Annotated in this window: 16 protein-coding genes; 11 read left to right on the forward strand and 5 right to left on the reverse strand. The window is 69.4% G+C overall.

The window, feature by feature from the left end; all coding sequences use genetic code 11:
- The first annotated feature begins 310 nt into the window (after positions 1 to 310).
- The gene (locus tag AC0685_RS42325) at positions 311 to 922 is read left to right on the forward strand and encodes a hypothetical protein (RefSeq protein ID WP_478230671.1); all 612 of its coding nucleotides are present in this window, start codon (positions 311 to 313) and stop codon (positions 920 to 922) included.
- A gap of 12 nt (positions 923 to 934) precedes the next feature.
- On the opposite strand, the gene AC0685_RS42330 is transcribed toward AC0685_RS42325, so the two are convergent.
- Positions 935 to 1,204 (reverse strand): DUF2631 domain-containing protein, encoded by a 270-nt coding sequence (locus AC0685_RS42330; protein ID WP_034311011.1) that lies wholly within the window; start codon positions 1,202 to 1,204, stop codon positions 935 to 937.
- A gap of 95 nt (positions 1,205 to 1,299) precedes the next feature.
- Here AC0685_RS42330 and dxr point away from each other — a divergent pair, with 95 nt between their 5' ends.
- From dxr to map, 6 genes are all read left to right on the forward strand, one after another.
- Positions 1,300 to 2,505 (forward strand): 1-deoxy-D-xylulose-5-phosphate reductoisomerase, encoded by a 1,206-nt coding sequence (gene dxr, locus AC0685_RS42335; RefSeq protein ID WP_478230672.1) that lies wholly within the window; start codon positions 1,300 to 1,302, stop codon positions 2,503 to 2,505.
- A 3-nt stretch (positions 2,506 to 2,508) separates the two neighbouring features.
- Entirely contained in the window at positions 2,509 to 3,753 is a 1,245-nt protein-coding gene (locus AC0685_RS42340; RefSeq protein WP_478230673.1) for a M50 family metallopeptidase, read from the forward strand.
- A 118-nt stretch (positions 3,754 to 3,871) separates the two neighbouring features.
- Positions 3,872 to 5,023: a flavodoxin-dependent (E)-4-hydroxy-3-methylbut-2-enyl-diphosphate synthase gene (gene ispG, locus AC0685_RS42345; RefSeq protein WP_167373562.1), complete on the forward strand. Its 1,152-nt coding sequence runs from the start codon at positions 3,872 to 3,874 to the stop codon at positions 5,021 to 5,023.
- A gap of 155 nt (positions 5,024 to 5,178) precedes the next feature.
- Positions 5,179 to 6,033, forward strand: a complete 855-nt coding sequence (locus tag AC0685_RS42350) for a GNAT family N-acetyltransferase (protein WP_478230674.1) — start codon at positions 5,179 to 5,181, stop codon at positions 6,031 to 6,033.
- 49 nt (positions 6,034 to 6,082) lie between these two features.
- Entirely contained in the window at positions 6,083 to 7,888 is a 1,806-nt protein-coding gene (locus AC0685_RS42355) for a penicillin-binding transpeptidase domain-containing protein (protein WP_478230675.1), read from the forward strand.
- Positions 7,889 to 7,911: 23 nt separating this feature from the next.
- Positions 7,912 to 8,769 carry a type I methionyl aminopeptidase gene (gene map / locus AC0685_RS42360; RefSeq protein ID WP_478230676.1) on the forward strand — a complete coding sequence of 286 codons (858 nt, stop codon included), beginning with the start codon at positions 7,912 to 7,914 and terminating at the stop codon, positions 8,767 to 8,769.
- Positions 8,770 to 8,995: 226 nt separating this feature from the next.
- Here the strand turns inward: map and AC0685_RS42365 are convergent, their stop codons facing one another.
- Positions 8,996 to 9,685, reverse strand: a complete 690-nt coding sequence (locus AC0685_RS42365) for a FadR/GntR family transcriptional regulator (RefSeq protein WP_478230677.1) — start codon at positions 9,683 to 9,685, stop codon at positions 8,996 to 8,998.
- Positions 9,686 to 9,733: 48 nt separating this feature from the next.
- Between AC0685_RS42365 and AC0685_RS42370 the strand changes: the two genes are divergently transcribed.
- Entirely contained in the window at positions 9,734 to 10,981 is a 1,248-nt protein-coding gene (locus tag AC0685_RS42370) for a CynX/NimT family MFS transporter (protein ID WP_478230678.1), read from the forward strand.
- A gap of 89 nt (positions 10,982 to 11,070) precedes the next feature.
- The gene (locus AC0685_RS42375) at positions 11,071 to 11,547 is read left to right on the forward strand and encodes a hypothetical protein (RefSeq protein WP_478230679.1); all 477 of its coding nucleotides are present in this window, start codon (positions 11,071 to 11,073) and stop codon (positions 11,545 to 11,547) included.
- Positions 11,548 to 11,633: 86 nt separating this feature from the next.
- Here AC0685_RS42375 and AC0685_RS42380 read toward each other — a convergent pair whose 3' ends face one another.
- Together AC0685_RS42380 and AC0685_RS42385 are read right to left on the reverse strand one after the other, a co-directional pair.
- Positions 11,634 to 13,028 (reverse strand): mycothione reductase, encoded by a 1,395-nt coding sequence (locus tag AC0685_RS42380; protein WP_478230680.1) that lies wholly within the window; start codon positions 13,026 to 13,028, stop codon positions 11,634 to 11,636.
- 76 nt (positions 13,029 to 13,104) lie between these two features.
- Positions 13,105 to 13,767 (reverse strand): M15 family metallopeptidase, encoded by a 663-nt coding sequence (locus tag AC0685_RS42385; protein WP_478230681.1) that lies wholly within the window; start codon positions 13,765 to 13,767, stop codon positions 13,105 to 13,107.
- Positions 13,768 to 14,101: 334 nt separating this feature from the next.
- Between AC0685_RS42385 and AC0685_RS42390 the strand changes: the two genes are divergently transcribed.
- The gene (locus AC0685_RS42390) at positions 14,102 to 14,935 is read left to right on the forward strand and encodes a S1 family peptidase (RefSeq protein WP_478230682.1); all 834 of its coding nucleotides are present in this window, start codon (positions 14,102 to 14,104) and stop codon (positions 14,933 to 14,935) included.
- A 33-nt stretch (positions 14,936 to 14,968) separates the two neighbouring features.
- Complete coding sequence (locus tag AC0685_RS42395; protein WP_219149924.1) at positions 14,969 to 15,451, forward strand: GNAT family N-acetyltransferase; 483 nt, start codon at positions 14,969 to 14,971, stop codon at positions 15,449 to 15,451.
- On the opposite strand, the gene AC0685_RS42400 is transcribed toward AC0685_RS42395, so the two are convergent.
- Positions 15,417 to 16,604, reverse strand: coding sequence for an 8-amino-7-oxononanoate synthase (locus AC0685_RS42400; RefSeq protein ID WP_478230683.1), 1,188 nt, complete (start codon positions 16,602 to 16,604; stop codon positions 15,417 to 15,419). The genes AC0685_RS42395 and AC0685_RS42400 overlap by 35 nt on opposite strands.
- Positions 16,605 to 16,639: the final 35 nt, after the last annotated feature.

Raw genomic sequence — 16,639 nt, forward strand, 5'->3', positions numbered from 1 at the left:
CCCTCGTGGTGACCGAGGACGGCGCCGAGATCCTCACGGTGCCCTAGGCGGCTCGTGAGTGGTAAGGAAGGGTCTAACCGTCCTTCCCACTCACGAGACCGATGTGACCGCTGCTGCGCGTGGGACGAGCGTGCCGGTCCCAGAGGTAGTGAAGGCCTCCGTCCCTACTCTCACCGTCGGGAAGGATGCCTTCACCGACTTTTGCCTCTCCCCCTCCCCCTCCCCCCCCCCCCCCTCCCCCCCCCCCTCCCCCCCCTCCCCCCCCCCCCCCCCCCCCCCCACGACCACCTGCACCGAACGGTCACCGCACATGCTGAGCTCACTCACCGCCGCGTACCTCGCCCTTTCCCTTACCCTGCTCCCGCCCACCGAGATCCGGCCCGACCAGGTCGAACACGTCGCCTTGCCGTGCGTCCAGACGAGCGCGTCCGCCGACGACGCGGATACGGCGGGAGCGCTCAACCAGCAACTCGCCACCAAGATGCGCGGCTACATGAACCCGTACAACACGTCGTGCGCCAGAGTGATCGTCGAGACCGTCCAGAGAGCGGGGCTCAACGATCGCGCGGCGGCCATCGCGATCGCCACGGTGATCGTCGAGTCGAGCATCGCCAACCTCGACGGCGGCCTCGGCGACTCGGTCGGGCTCTTCCAGCAGCGCGCGAGCTGGGGGAGTTTCGAGCAGCGGACCGACCCGGTCTGGGCGACCGGCCGGTTCCTCGCCGTGATGCGGCAGTTCTACCCGAACGACTCCTGGAACAACGTCGCCATCGGGGAGGTCGCCGCGGTCGTCCAGCGGCCGGCGGCGAAGTACCGGCATCGCTACGGGGTCGAGGCGGGCGACGCGGTCAAGATCGTCAACGAGCTGTGGTCCCAGAACGGCCAATGGCCCCTGCCCACGAAGGTGGACAGGGGCCATTGAGTCGTGAAGAAGCTACTTGCGCCAGGCCGTGCGCTGCTTGCGGATGTCCAGCACGAGGCCGAACACGAGCAGCAGGGACAGGCCGATCAGCCACAGGTTCTCGGTCCAGCCGTGGTGGTTGCCGTACAGCATCACCAGCAGGATGATCGCGCTCAGCCAGCCCGCGATCCGCGTCGCCTTCGGGAAGGAACCGTGCCAGCCCCACTCGGCCGACGGCTCGTCGCGGGGGTCAACGGTGTCGACGCCCACCCGGCCGCGCTTTTCGACCGCCTTGCTCGCCACGATCAACTCCTCAAAACCCGATGGTTCGCTTGCCCGCGAATGATCCCACACCTGGCTGCACGCGCCCGACGGGCCCCAAGCGACAATGAGCCCCGATGACTACCTCGCGAAGTGTGCTCGTGCTCGGTTCGACCGGATCGGTCGGCGCCCAGGCCCTCGACGTCGCGGCCCGTAACCCGGAGCTGTTCCGGGTCGCCGGGATCGCCGCGGGCGGCTCCGACCCCGCCGCGCTGGCCGCGCAGGCCCTGGCGCACCAGGTCGGCGCCGTGGCGATCAGCAGGCCGACGGCCGTGGAAGACCTGCAGCTCGCGCTGTACGCCGAGGCCCAGAAGCGCGGCTACAACCGCGGCGACTTCAAGCTCCCGCGCATCTTCGCCGGGGCTGGCGCCGTCGTCGAGATGATCGACGCCACCCCGGTCGACGTCGTGCTCAACGCGCTCCCCGGCTCACAGGGGCTCCCGCCGACCCTGCACGCGCTCGCCACCGGCGCCACGCTCGCGCTGGCCAACAAGGAATCGCTGATCGCGGGCGGACCGCTGGTGCTGGCCGCGGCCAAACCCGGCCAGATCGTCCCGGTCGACTCCGAGCACTCCGCGATCGCCCAGGCCTTGCGCGCCGGCCGCGAAGCCGAGGTCGCCCGGCTGGTGCTCACCGCGTCGGGCGGCCCCTTCCGTGGCCGCAAACGCGAGGAACTCGCCGACGTCACCGTCGAGCAGGCGATGGCGCATCCGACCTGGTCGATGGGCCCGCTCATCACGATCAACTCGTCCACTTTGGTCAACAAGGGGCTGGAGCTGATCGAGGCGAAGCTCCTGTTCGACATCGAGACCGACCGCATCGACGTGGTGGTTCACCCGCAGTCGATCATCCACTCGATGGTGACCTTCGTGGACGGCTCGACGATCGCCCAGGCCAGCCCGCCCGACATGCGGCTGCCGATCGCGCTGGCCCTGCACTGGCCGGATCGCGTCCCCGGCGCCGCGGCCGCGTGCGTCTGGGACAAGCCCGCGAACTGGACCTTCGAGCCGCTGGACAACGAGGCGTTCCCCGCCGTCGAGCTGGCGAGGCACGCCGGAACCGTCGGCGGCTGCATCCCGGCGGTCTACAACGCGGCGAACGAGGAACTGGTGGCCGCCTTCCTGGCACAGAACACCGGCTTCACCTCGATTGTGGACACTATTGCCCAGGTGGTGGAAGCCGCCGACGAATGGCGTCGTGAACCTCGCGACGTGGATGACGTACTAGCTGCCGAGCGCTGGGCTCGCGCGCGTGCCGGTGCGCTGATCGGTAAGGGGAAGTAGCGCGTGCTCTGGTTCATTCTCGGGATCGTGCTGTTCGCGCTGGGTATCTGCCTGTCCGTCGCGCTGCACGAAGCCGGTCACATGTGGGCGGCGAAAGCCTTCGGCATGAAGGTCCGGCGCTACTTCATCGGCTTCGGGCCGACGATCTTCTCCTTCCGTCGCGGTGAGACCGAGTACGGCATGAAGTGGATCCCGCTCGGCGGGTTCTGCGACATCGCGGGCATGACCGCGCTCGACGAGGTGACCCCGGAAGAGTCGAAGCGCGCGATGTGGCGCTTCAAGACCTGGAAGCGCACCGTCGTCATGTCGGCGGGCTCGGCGATGCACTTCATCCTCGGTTTCATCATCCTGTACTTGATGGCCGTCACCATGGGCCTGCCGAATCCGGCCGCGCAGGCCGCCCCCACCGAAGCCGTGATCAGCGCCACGTCCTGCGCCCGCGCGGCCACCACGGTGGAGCAGCTGAACGACACCACCTGCCCGCCGAACGCCCCAACCCCCGCGAAGACCGCCGGTCTCCAGGCGGGCGACAAGGTCGTCTCCGTCGCGGGCAAGCCGATCAAGACCTGGCGCGAGATGCTCGCGGCCGTCCAGGTCGCCAGCGGTCCGACGCCGTTCGTGGTCGAACGGAACGGGCAGCGGCTGAACCTGACCGTCGACGTGCCGAGGGTGCAGCGGCTGGTCGCCGACGGTTCCAACAACACCACGGTCAAGGACGTCGGCATGATCGGCGCCTCGCCGATCCAGAACACCGCGCCGCCGCTGCTGAGCTACGGCCCCGTCGACGCGGTCGGGGCGACGTTCTCCTTCACCGGCACGATGTTCTCCGAGACCGCCAAGCGGCTGATCGAGTTCCCGTCGCGGATCCCCGCGGTGGTGGATTCCATCTTCGGCGGCGAGCGCGACCCGAACACCCCGGTCAGCGTGGTCGGCGCCAGCCGGATCGGTGGCGAGGCCGCCGAGCGCGGTCTGTGGGAGATCTTCGTGCTCCTGCTGGCGAGCCTGAACTTCTTCATCGGCGTGTTCAACCTGCTGCCGCTGCTCCCGCTCGACGGCGGGCATATCGCGGTCGTCTGGTACGAGCGGGTCCGCGACTGGTTCCGGAAACTGCGCGGCAAGGCGGCGGGCGGACCGGTCGACTACACGAAGCTGTCCGCGGTCACGATGGTGCTCGTCTTCATCGGCGGCGCGGTGACCCTGCTCACCGTCACCGCCGACATCGTGAACCCGGTCAAGCTGTTCCAGTGACGCGGGAGGACGGTTACGGAGCGCGCTGTCAGCACCGTTGGGCTGCCCAGGTAATGCTGCTCACCGTGACGGCTGACGTCGTGTATGTCCGCCGATCGGGGTAGGTACGCTTGAAGGCGTGACTGTCGCTCTAGGTATGCCAGCGCTTCCTCCTCCCGTTCTCTCCGAGCGTCGCAAGACCCGACAGCTGCAGGTCGGGCCGGTGGGCGTGGGCAGCGAGCACCCGATTTCGGTGCAGTCGATGACCACCACACTCACCTCCGACGTCAACGCGACCCTGCAGCAGATCGCCGAGCTGACCGCTGCGGGCTGTGACATCGTGCGCGTCGCGTGCCCGTCCGCGGACGACGCCGAGGCGCTGCCCGCGATCGCGAAGAAGTCGCAGATCCCGGTGATCGCCGACATCCACTTCCAGCCGAAGTACGTCTTCGCCGCGATCGAGGCGGGCTGCGCGGCGGTCCGGGTGAACCCGGGCAACATCCGCAAGTTCGACGACCAGGTCAAGGAGATCGCGCGGGCCGCGAAGGACCACGGCACCCCGATCCGGATCGGCGTCAACGCGGGTTCGCTGGACAAGCGGATCATGGACAAGTACGGCAAGGCGACCCCGGAGGCGCTGGCCGAGTCGGCGCTGTGGGAGGCGTCGCTGTTCGCCGAGCACGACTTCTACGACGTGAAGATCTCGGTGAAGCACAACGACCCGGTGGTCATGGTGCGCGCGTACGAGATCCTCGCCGAGCAGTGCGACTACCCGCTGCACCTCGGCGTCACCGAGGCGGGCCCGGCGTTCCAGGGCACCATCAAGTCGGCCGTGGCCTTCGGCGCGCTGCTGCGCCAGGGCATCGGCGACACCATCCGCGTTTCGCTGTCCGCGCCGCCGGTGGAAGAGGTCAAGGTCGGGATCCAGATCCTGCAGTCGCTGAACCTCAAGGAGCGCAAGCTCGAGATCGTCTCCTGCCCCTCGTGCGGCCGTGCGCAGGTGGACGTCTACACGCTCGCCGAGCAGGTCACCGCCGGGCTGGAGGGCATGGAGGTCCCGCTGCGCGTCGCGGTCATGGGCTGCGTCGTCAACGGGCCCGGCGAGGCGCGCGAGGCCGATCTCGGCGTCGCCTCGGGCAACGGCAAGGGCCAGATCTTCGTCAAGGGCGAGGTCATCAAAACCGTGCCCGAGCACGCGATCGTCGAGACGCTGATCGAAGAGGCCATGCGCATCGCCGAGGAGTCGGGCCAGACGATCGGTGAGGGCGAGCCCACCGTCACCGTCGGCTGACTGGTCGAGACAACTGCAATGAAAGGCCCCTTCATCGCAAAATTTGCGATGAAGGGGCCTTTCATTGCACTCGGTGGCTTCGACCTGCCGAAGTTCTCTCAGCGTGTCGTGAAGCTTGCGTTCCGTTTACGCCGCCGATCTGGCACCCTGGAGTGGTGTTGCGGCTTGCAGGTGCACGGCTGCTCGATGATCGGGACTATCCCGCGGTCCGTGCCGCGCTCGCCACAGACCCGGTCGGCAGCTGCATGGTGAGTGCCAGGGTGGAGACGGCGGGTCTCGACCCCTGGCGGCTCGGTGGTGAGCTCTGGGCCGCGGATTCCCGCCCCGTTCGCGCGGGCAGGCTCCAAGGGCTGTGCTTCTCCGGGCCGAACTTGATCCCCTTGCGCGGCAACGCCTCCGCTTTGCGTTCCTTCGCCGATCGTGCCCTGCGGCGGCAGCGGACCTGTTCGTCACTGGTCGGCCCGGCCGAGCAGGTGCTGGGCCTCTGGGACGAACTGGAGCCGGAATGGGGTCCCGCCCGCGAAGTCCGGCACGACCAGCCGCTCCTGGCGCTCGACGGGATCCCGTCCGTCGCCACCGATCCGCTGGTCCGCGCGGTACGTCCGGAGGAACTCGACCGGTATCTCCCGGCCGCGATCTCCATGTTCATCGAAGAGGTCGGCGTCGATCCCCGCAACGGCGACGGTGGCGCCGGGTATCGCGCCCGCGTCGCGGAGCTGATCGCCGGCGGCCGGGCGTTCGCGCGGTTCGAGGACGGCGAGGTCGTCTTCAAGGCCGAAATCGGCGCGATGTCCTCGACGGTCGGCCAGATCCAGGGCGTCTGGGTGCATCCGGAACGCCGCGGCGGCGGGGTCGGCACGGCCGGGACGGCGTCGGTGGTGACCAGGCTCGTCCGCGGGATGGGCCGCACGGCGAGCCTGTACGTCAACGCCTACAACAGTCCCGCGCTCGCCGCCTACCGCAAGATCGGCTTCCAGCAGGTCGGGCAGTACGCGACGGTTCTCTTCTAGGCCGTGTCGTGTCCGGCCGGAAAGGGCCGGGGCTGGCAGGATTCGCAGCATGCCTGCAGGTCGTCGTGTCGCCGTCGTCGTGCTCGCGGGAGTGGTGGGCCTCTCGGCCGCCGGGTGCGGACTCTTCGCCGACTCCGGTCCTGAAGACGCCATCTCGGGCTTCCTCGGCGGACTCTCTTCCGGTGACGTCGCCGCCGCGGCCTCCTTCACCGATTCGCCGGAGGCCGCGCGCGCGTCGCTGGAGATGGCGCGGAAAGCGCTTTCGCCCGAGTCGATCACCGTCGTGGACAAGCAGGTCCAGCATTCGTCCGGGGCGGACGACGGGACGGCGACCTATCAGCTCAGCTGGAAGCTGCCGCGCGGCCGGACCTGGACGTACAAGGCGGACGCGCAGGTCCATTCCACACAGGACGGCTGGAAGGTGCGCTGGTTGCCGACGGCGCTCCATCCGCAGCTCGCCGCGCAGCAGAGCATCGCGCTGAAGGCCGATCCGCCGGATCTCGCGCCGGTGCTGGACCGCGACGGGATGCCGTTGCTGCGCCCGCAGACGGTCGTCAGCGTGGTGCTCGACCCGGCGAAGGCGGGCGATCTGGTGGCCGTCACCGACAAACTCGGCGCGGCGCTCAACCGGTTCGAGGCGTCGGTGACCGGCCAGTCGATCCGCGACGGGGTGAAGACGCTCAAACCCGGCTCCGGCTATCCGGTGGTGAGCTTGCGGGCGAACAGCTACCAAGAGGTGAAGCCCGAGATCTACGACCTGCCCGGCGTCCGGTTCAGCCAGCAGGAAAGGCTGCTGCCCGACGACAAGAACTTCGGCAAGCAGGTGCTGCCCGCGGTCCGGTCGCTCGTCGAGGACCAGGTGGAGGGCTCCGCGGGCTGGCGCGTCGTCACGCTCGACACGGGCGGCGGCGAGATCATCGACCTGCACTCCGAGAACCCCAAGCCCGCACCCGCGGTCGTCAGCACGCTCAGCGTGAAGGTGCAGGGCTCGGCGGAGCGGGCGCTCGCGCCGGTCCCGACGGCCTCCGCGCTGGTCGCGATCCAGCCGTCGACCGGCGAACTGCTGGCGGTGGCGCAGAACGCCCCGGCCGATACCCAGGGCGCGATCTCGCTCACCGGCCGGTTCCCGCCCGGCTCCACGTTCAAGATGGCCACCGCCGTCGCGGGGCTGACCGCGGGCTCGGTGCGGGCGGACAGCCCCGTCGACTGCCCCGGCACGGCCACGTTCGAAAACCGGACGGTGCCGAACGAGGGCAAGTTCGCGCTCGGCGTCGTCCCGCTGTCCACGGCGTTCGCCAAATCCTGCAACACGACGTTCGCGAAACTCTCGACCGACCTGCCGCCCGCCGCGCTGACCGACGCCGCGCGCGACCTCGGCGTCGGTGCCGACTTCGTGATTCCCGGCCTGACCACGATCACCGGTTCGGTCCCGCCGGCGAACACCGTCGCGCAGCGGGCCGAGAACGGCTTCGGGCAGGGGACCGTCGTGACGAGTCCGTTCGGGCTGGCGGTCGCCACCGCGACGGTCCAGTCCGGCAAGGTGCCGGTGCCGACGCTGGTGCGCGGGATGGCCACGACGTCGTCCGGGCTCGGCAAGCCGATCAAGCCGGAGGTGCTCGACGCGCTGCGCGGGATGATGCGTGAGGTCGTCACCGACGGCACGGCGACGCTGCTCAAGCCCTTGGCGGACGTCCGGGGCAAGACCGGCACGGCGCAGTTCGGCGACGGCACGCATTCGCACGGCTGGTTCGTCGGCTACACCGGTGACCTGGCCTTCGCGGTGCTGACGACCGACGCGGGAACGTCCAAGCCCGCGGTCGAGGCCGCCCAGCGCTTCCTGGCGGGGCTCGGCTAGCCGTCAGGTCGTAGGCTGGACTCATGTCCGTTCGCTCCCCCTTGAAGCCCGGCGTCCAGACGCCGAGGCGAGTCGTCCCCGCCAGCATCGCCCGTCCCGAGTACGTCGACCGGCCGGCGCCGAAACGCGACACGGGCAACGGGGTCCGCACGCCCGAGGTGATCGAGGCGATGCGCGTCGCGGGCCGGATCGCGGCGCAGGCGCTCGAGGTGGGTGGCAAGGCCGTCAAACCCGGTGCGACCACCGACGACATCGACAAGGTGATCCACGAGTTCCTGCTGGACAACCACGCGTACCCGTCGACGCTGGGCTATCGCGCGTTCCCGAAGTCGTGCTGCACCTCGCTGAACGAGGTGATCTGCCACGGCATCCCGGACTCGACGGTGATCGAGGACGGCGACATCTGCAACATCGACGTCACCGCGTTCATCGGCGGCGTCCACGGCGACACCAACGCGACGTTCCTGGCGGGTGACGTCTCCGAGGAGGCGCGGCTGCTGGTCGAGCGCACGCGCGAGGCGACCATGCGCGCCATCAAGGCCGTCCGCCCCGGCAGGCAGCTCAACGTGATCGGCCGCGTCATCGAGGCGTACGCGAAGCGGTTCGGGTACGGCGTCGTGCGCGACTTCACCGGCCACGGCGTCGGCCCGGCGTTCCACACCGCGCCGACCGTGCTGCACTACGAGGAACCGTCGGTCGACACGGTCATCGAGCAGGGCATGACCTTCACCATCGAGCCGATGATCACCCTCGGGACGATCGAGTACGACATCTGGGCCGACGACTGGACCGTCACCACCAAGGACAAGAAGTGGACGGCCCAGTTCGAGCACACCCTCGTGGTGACCGAGGACGGCGCCGAGATCCTCACGGTGCCCTAGGCGGCTCGTGAGTGGTAAGGACGGTTCTAACCGTCCTTACCACTCACGAGACCGATGTGACCGCTGCTGCGCGTGGGACGAGCGTGCCGGTCCCAGAGGTAGTGAAGGCCTCCTTGCCAACCCTCAGGGTAGGCAAGGAGGCCTTCACGGACCGGGCCCGGGACCAACCGCAGCCGGTATCCCCGTATGTACCTGAGATCCCCTTACCGCTCGCGAGGATCTTGGGTCAGCTCTCGTCCTGCTCCACGCGGGCCAGGAGCTCGTCCAGGAAACCGCACGCCTCGCTGGCGGCCCGGTCGGCGTCGCGGTCGGCGATGGCCTCGGCGAGGCCTTCGTGCCCTATCTCCGGCAGGTACTCGCGCCCCGGCGTCACGTTCGACGTGGCGGCCACGCTGGCCGTGATCACCTCGGTGAGCCCGCGGTACATCTCGGTCAGCAGCGTGTTATGTCCACTTTGGACGACGGCGAAGTGGAATTCCGCGTCGAGGCGGGCGAAATCCTCCCAATGGCCATCGCGCAGCTCGGCGTTGCGGCGTTCGAGCAGTGCCTTCAGCTCGGCGACCTCCTCGTCGGTCCGCGACGCGGCCGCGAGCCGGGCGCCTTCGACCTCGAGGATGCGCCGCACCTGCAGCACCTCGCGCAGTTCCGAACCGCACAACCGCCGGATGGCGCCCGAGACCTCGCTCGTCGCCCGCACGTAGGTCCCGTCGCCCTGCCGGACCTCGAGCAGCCCCGTGTGCGCGAGCGCGCGCACGGCCTCGCGGACGGTGTTACGCCCGACGCCGAGCTGCCCTGCCAGCTCCGGTTCGGTCGGAATCCGCTGACCGATGGGCCATTCTCCCTGCGTGACGGCGTCACGCAGCTGCTCGATGACCTGATCGACCAGGCCGGCACGGCGCGTGGTGGCCAATGGCACAGCGTTGTCCCTTCATCCAATCATCCTATGTATGTGATACTAGCCGACGTGCGTGTCGACTCCCGAGAACCCGTTTCCCCGTTCGACGAAAGTCTCGAACTCGAAGGCTCGATCGAAACGGAGTGGCGGCCGGGAGTGATCACCGGCGGCGTGCTGCTCGGTGTCGCGGTGATCCTGGTGGCGCTCAACCTGCGCCCGGCCATCACCAGTGTCGGCCCGATCCTCGGCGAGATGCGCGACGACCTCGGCGCCACGGCGACCTGGGCCGGTGTGCTCACCACGCTCCCTGGCCTCTGTTTCGCCGCCGCCGGTCTCGCCGCGCCCCTGCTGGCCCGCCGATTCGGCATCGGCGCGGCCATCGCTTCCGCGCTTTCGGTGCTGGCCGTCGGCCTGGTGCTGCGGGTGCTCGACGGACCGTACGTCGTGCTCGGGGGAACCCTGGTGGCCACGGCGGGAATCGCCCTGGCGAACGTACTGATCCCGGTCGTCATCAAGGACTCCTTCCCGGCACGTGTCGGCATGATGACCGGCGTGTACACCGCCGCTCTGCAGGGCGGGGGCGCCCTGGGGTCCGCGCTCACCCCTCCCTTGGAGAACGCGTTCGGCGGCTGGCGCCAAGGTCTCGGCGCCTGGTCGGTACTGGCGGTGCTCGCACTCCTCGTCTGGATTTTCGCAGCCCGCGGTGCGGGGCGTGCGCCCGTTGTCGAGGCAGGCAAGCAGGGTAGCGGGCGATCGCTCCTGCGTAGCCCCCTTGCGTGGATGGTCACGCTTTTCTTCGGAACTCAGGCCTTTTTGGCCTACGTCGTGATGGGCTGGCTGCCGGAAGTGATGATCGACGCGGGGGTGAGCAAGGGGGATTCCGGGCTGTTGCTCGGCCTGATCTCGCTCATCGCCGTCCCGATCAGTCTCGTGGTGGCGCCGATGGCCGCGCGGCACAAGAGCCAGAGCCCGTGGATCGTCGGACTGGGTGTTCCCGGCTTCGTCGGCATGGTCGGCATGATGGTCGCTCCGGCCGCCTCGCCGCTGCTCTGGTGCATCCTCATCGGGCTCGGGATGAGCGTCTTCTCGCTCGCGCTGACGGTGATCGCGCTGCGGGCGCGCACCGGCGAGGACACCGCGCGGCTGTCGGGGATGGCGCAGGGCATCGGTTACCTGATGGCCGCCGTCGGGCCATTCCTCTTCGGGCTGCTTCACGATCTCACCCACGGCTGGACCGTTCCCTGGATCATGATGCTCGCCGTCTTCGCCGCGCAGATGACCTTCGGCGCCTTGGCCGGCCGCCGCCGCTTCGTCTGAACGCGTTCAAAAAACATCTTGACCCGGCCGGGGCGGAGCCATAGCCTGATTGAGTTGAACCTGTTCAAAACTCGGTCCTGGGGGTCGGCGTGGTGGAGGGACTGGCGTACGGGGCGGCTCTGGCGTGTTTCGCCGCGGCGTGCGTCGCCGTGGCGCCGGAGCGGCCCGCGGCGGTGGCTTCGCCGCACGAGTTTTACCGCGCCGTGGACCGGGTGTGCGTGTGGGTATGGAAGGACAGCGGCGCGGATATCGAGCGCTACTGGCCGGATCCGAAGGGGGACGCCGCGACGGAGCTGCGCAAGTGGCAGCACTACGTCGCGACGCGGGTGGACGACGCCAAGGAGGTCCTCAAGGGGGCGACGGGGGTCCGCGCGGTGCCAGGAGGGGCGGCATCCGCGCGGGAGGAGTTCTTGGCGGCGATCCGCCGGTACGTCGAGGCGGGCGAGCGGTTCTCGGAGGACGGGGCCCGCTCGGCCGTCTTGAGGGGCGCCTCGGACGCCGAGATGAACGCGGTGAGCGCGCTCGCGGCGCGGAACGGGGCCCGCGCCTGCGACCGCGTCGTCTGAGAGCGCATTTAGTCCTCTAAATGCGCCGTACTCGGGCGTCACGTGCGCCCGAAGAACGCATTTAGAGGACTAAATGCGGCGAAGGGTCAGTCCAGCGGAAGGTTCAGCAGCGCGTTCTCGACCAGTTCCGGCATCGCCGGGTGGATCCAGTACTGCCCGCGCGCCATGCTCTTCGCGTCCAGCCCGAAGCTCATCGCCTGGATCAGCGGCTGGATCACCGAGGACGCCTGCGGGCCGATGATGTGCGCACCCAGCAGCTGCCCGGTGGCCGGGTCGGCGAGGAGCTTCGCGAAGCCGGTGGTGTCCTCCATCGCCCAGCCGTACGCGATGCCCGCGTAGTCCTGGTGCGACGTCACGTACGAAACGCCACGCTCGCGCGCCTCGCGTTCGGTCAGCCCGACCGAAGCGACCTGCGGCGAGGTGAACACCGCGTGCGGGACGAACCGGTGGTCGGCCTCGATCCGCTCGTCCGGGTGCAGCAGGTTGTGCTGCACGACGCGCTGCTCGTGGTTCGCGACGTGCTTCAGCTCGAAGACCGACGAGATGTCGCCGAGCGCGTAGATCCCGTCGACCACGGTCTGCTGGTACTCGTCGACCACGACGTGCCCGCGCTCGCCCGTGGTCACGCCGGTGGCGGCGACGTCGAGGAGGTCGGAGTTCGGCGTGCGGCCGGTGGCGACCAGGAGCACGTCGGCCTCGACAGTCTCGGCGCCTTCCGGGCCTTCGAGGTCCAGAGCGACGCCCGACGCGGTCTTGCGCGCGCGGACGGTCTTCCGGTCGAGCCGGACGTCGAACCGCTGCGACGCCAGTTCGGTGAACCGGGCGCTGACGTCGTCGTCCTCGGAGCGCAGCAGCGCGCCGGACCGGTTGACCACGGTCACGTTCACCCCGAACGAGGCGAAGACGTGCGCGAACTCGGCCGCGATGTACCCGCCGCCCAGGATCACGATGCTCGACGGCAGCTCGTCGAGCCGCATCACCGTGTCGGAGGTGTGGTAGCCGGTTTCGGCGAGACCGGGGACGTCCGGGATCACCGGGCGCCCGCCCGCGGCCAGCACGAACCTGTCGGCGGTGATCGTCTCGGCAGGGCGGCCGTCGGAGTAGGAGACCCGCAGCTCCTTGTGCCCGGTGAAGCGGCCTTCGCCCTCGTACACGGTGACGTTCTTGTTGTCCTCGTGCTGGACGCGGTATTCGCGACCGCCGGCGGCGATCGGATCGATCCGGCCGAAGATCCGGTCGCGCACGTCGCGCCAGCGGACCTCGGTCAGCTCCTCGTCGACGCCGAACTTCGACGACGTGGCGGGCGTGGCCGCGACGTTGGCGGCGTGCACGAACATCTTCGTCGGGATGCAGCCCACGTTCAGGCAGGTCCCACCGAACGTGCCCTTCTCCACGATCGCCGTGTTCCAGTCCGCGAAGCGCGGGTCGAGGATCGAGTTGCCCGATCCGGTACCGACGATGACCAGGTCGTAGTGGGGCACGCTGTCTTCCTTTGCGGCGGGGGAGCGGGTGGTTCCGACTCTAGCCAACTTGTCACGGCGTGCGGTTGTTCCCGGTTCAGCGCCCGTTGGCGCTGAAGTGCATCCGGTCCGTCGGCGTCGTCCAGGTGCCGCCCCAGGTCCAGCCGATCGCGGAGAAGGCGGCCACGGTCCGGTCGCCGGCGGTGATCATCCCCGGCCGCCGGTTTTCCCGGTCGAGGTACGCCGACGCCAGCTCGGGCAGCACGAGGCCGCCCTTGGTGTACGGGTTGCAGAAGGGGTTGACGTCGATCGCGAGCCCGTAGGCGTGCGCGGACCAGTTCGTCTGGCCTCGCGCCGGACGGCAGACGAAGGCGTTGGTGTTGTTCCCGTCACCCGTCGGGGGAGCGGCGAGTACGGCGGGAGCGGTCACGCGCATTTCCTCCATCGGGAACTTCGCGGCGAACAACTGCCCGAATACGGTGACGACGGCGTTCGCCACCGACGCGTTCACGAGCATTTCCCCGGTATGCGCGCGGCCGTCGAAACCCCAGAACGAGAGGGTGAGATAGCGCAGTGCGCCTGCGGAGACGGGGCAGCCCGCCTGCCAGGTGCTGCGGGCGAGCACGTCGGCGGGAACGGGATTCACCGTGCCCGAGAACCGGTCTCCGGCCGGCGGCGGAAGCAGGTCGGCGGTCGGCAGGGAACGGTTCGCCAGCACGGGAGGAGTGGGGAGGATCTGCCCGAAGCCGTCACCGCGCAAGGGAAGCGGCTTCGCCCCGACCTGCCAGACGGGTGCGGGTGGCGGGGCCGAGGTGGTCGGAGTCGTTGCCGCCGAAGAGGTTTGGGTCGGACCGCTGGTGACGGCCGGGCTCGAACATGAGAAGAGCAGAAGGGCCGTAGCCGCCAGAATAGTCGCCGTAGCCCGCACGAGGTCCAGGGTGACAGATGCGTTCGGTGAGCACAGGTCCACCCGTTTCAGTGACACCACATCGGGCTTTCTCCGATTAGGGTATTCGCGATCGCTCGTGTACGCGCTGGAGTCGAATGACTTCCCAGGGTTTGACCGTACGTACGCCCCGGTGAAGGGACAGAACATGCCCAAGAAGTCACGTCGCACGCTGCTGCTCGCGGTCGGAGCGGTGCTCGCGACGGCCGTGATGGTGCCGGTCGCGGTCAACAGCGCGTCGGCGGACGACGGCTCGATGAGCGGCCCGGAGCAGGCTGCCCAGCCGAGGATCGTCGGCGGCGGCAAGGCTTCGGTCTCGCAGTACCCGTACGCGGTCTATCTGGCCGATCGCGGCGGCAACCAGTACTGCGGTGCGGTGATCGTCAGTTCCACCACGGTCGCGACGGCGGCGCACTGCGCGGTCGCGGTCAAGCGCGCCGATGTCCGCGTGGTGGCGGGGCGGGACAACAAGCGCTCCCGGGACGGCGTGGAGCTGCGGGTTTCGCGGATCTGGGTCAGCCCCGACTACAGCGGCGATCCCGGCAAGGGTGACGACATCGCGGTGATGACGGTCAGCGGCCAGTTGCCGTACCGGCCCGCGAAGGTCGCGGACAACGGCGACGCCGACCTGTACAGCGAAGGCACCAAGGCGACCGTCCTCGGCTGGGGCCGGGTCGCCGAGGGCGGCGCGCGATCGGACTACCTGCGCAGCGCGGTCGTCCCGGTGGTCAGCGACAATACCTGCCGCACCGCGTACTCGGGCTACGACCCGAGCGACATGGTGTGTGCCGGCTACCCCGAAGGCGGCGTCGACGCCTGCCAGGGCGATTCGGGCGGACCGCTCATGGTGGGCGACACGCTGATCGGGATCGTGTCGTTCGGCGAAGGCTGCGCGAAGGCGGGCAAACCCGGCGTTTACACCCGTGTCTCCCACTTCGCGGACGAGATCTCCCAGCAGAAGAACCGGGGCCTGATCGGCTGATCGATGCCTTCTTCACGTCCGATGTGCTAACAAGTGGGCGTGAGCACCGACACCCCGATCATCGAGACCTCGTCGTTCCCGCTGTCCGTCGCCGGTGACGAGATCACCGCCGCGCAGCTGCACGGCATCCTCCGCCTGCGCGTGGACGTGTTCGTCGTCGAGCAGGACTGCGCCTATCACGAGATCGACGGGCGTGACCTCCTGCCCGGCACCCGGCATCTCTGGATCGGGGGTTCCGTCGCCGTCGATTCGTACCTTCGGGTGCTGCAGGACGCCGGCGGCACCTTCCGCATCGGCAGGGTGTGCACGGCCGTCCGCTCACGCGGCAAGGGACTGGCGGGACGGCTGATGGAGACCGCGCTCGCGGGGATCGGGGACGCGCCGTGCGTCCTCGACGCGCAGACGTACGCGACGGATTTCTACGCCAAGTACGGCTTCGTGGTCGAAGGCGAAGAGTTCATGGAGGACGGGATCCCGCACCTCACGATGTGGCGCCGGGAGGCGCCGCGGCCGTGATCACCCCGACCGCGCGGTCCACGTCGGCCTCGGTGAGGTCGGCCCGCGCGGTCAGGCGCAGGCGGGAGATGCCGTCGGGTACGGACGGCGGACGGAAGCACCCGACCCGCACGCCCTGATCGGCGCACGCGGCCGCCCATGCGACGGCCGATTCCGGCGACGGCGCCTGCACCGAGATCACCGCGGCGTCCGGGAGACCGACCCGGAAACCCGCGGATTTCAACTGCATCGCGAGGTTTCCGGCCGCTTCGGTCACCTTGGTGGCCAGCTCGGGCTCGGCCTTCAACGCGCTGAGCGCGGCCAGCGCGGCGGCGGCACTGGCGGGCGCGAGGCCGGTGTCGAAGATGAAACTGCGCGCGGTATCCACGAGATGCTTGATCACACGACGCGGCCCGAGTACTGCTCCGCCTTGTGCCCCAAGGGATTTCGACAGCGTGATCGTGGTGACGACGTCCGGCGCTCCGGAGAGTCCCGCCGCGTGGACGGCGCCGCGGCCGCCCTCGCCGAGGACGCCGAAGCCGTGCGCGTCGTCGACCAGCAGTGAGGCGCCGTGCTCCCGGCAGACACCGGCGAGCTGCTCCAGCGGGGCGATGTCGCCGTCGACGGAGAACACGGAATCGGTGACGACGAGCGCGCGCGGTTTGCGGCGGGTCGCGAGCGCGTGCTTGAAGGCGCTCGGGTCGCTGTGCGCGACGGCGGCGATGTCCGAGCGGGACAGGCGGCAGCCCTCGATCAGCGACGCGTGGATGTACTTGTCCGTGACGATCGCGGAATCCGCGCCGGACAGGGCCGTGACGGCGCCGAGGTTCGCGGTGAAGCCGGACGAGAAGACCAGCGCGGCCTGTGTGCCGCAGAAGCGGGCGAGCTCGTGCTCGAGTTCGGCGTGGACCTCGGTGGTGCCGGAGACGAGCCGGGAGCCGGTGGCCCCGGCGCCCCAGCGCAACGCGGCCGCCGCGGCGGCACCGGCGACGCGCTTGTCCCTGGCGAGCCCGAGGTAGTCGTTACCCGCGAGATCCAGCTCCGGTTCCTGCGCCTGCCGGATGCGCAGCTTGCGCACCAGCCCGGCCTCGACCCGCTTCTCCGCCTCCACGTCGAGCCAGTCGAAGACCTGGTCGGGCGGGAGGTTCTGGAAAGCGGGGCCGGAAGAAGTCACGTCCCGCAGTCTCCCATCCGCCGCTCGGCGCTGGG

It is taken from the genome of Amycolatopsis sp. NPDC043889, assembly GCF_056435645.1.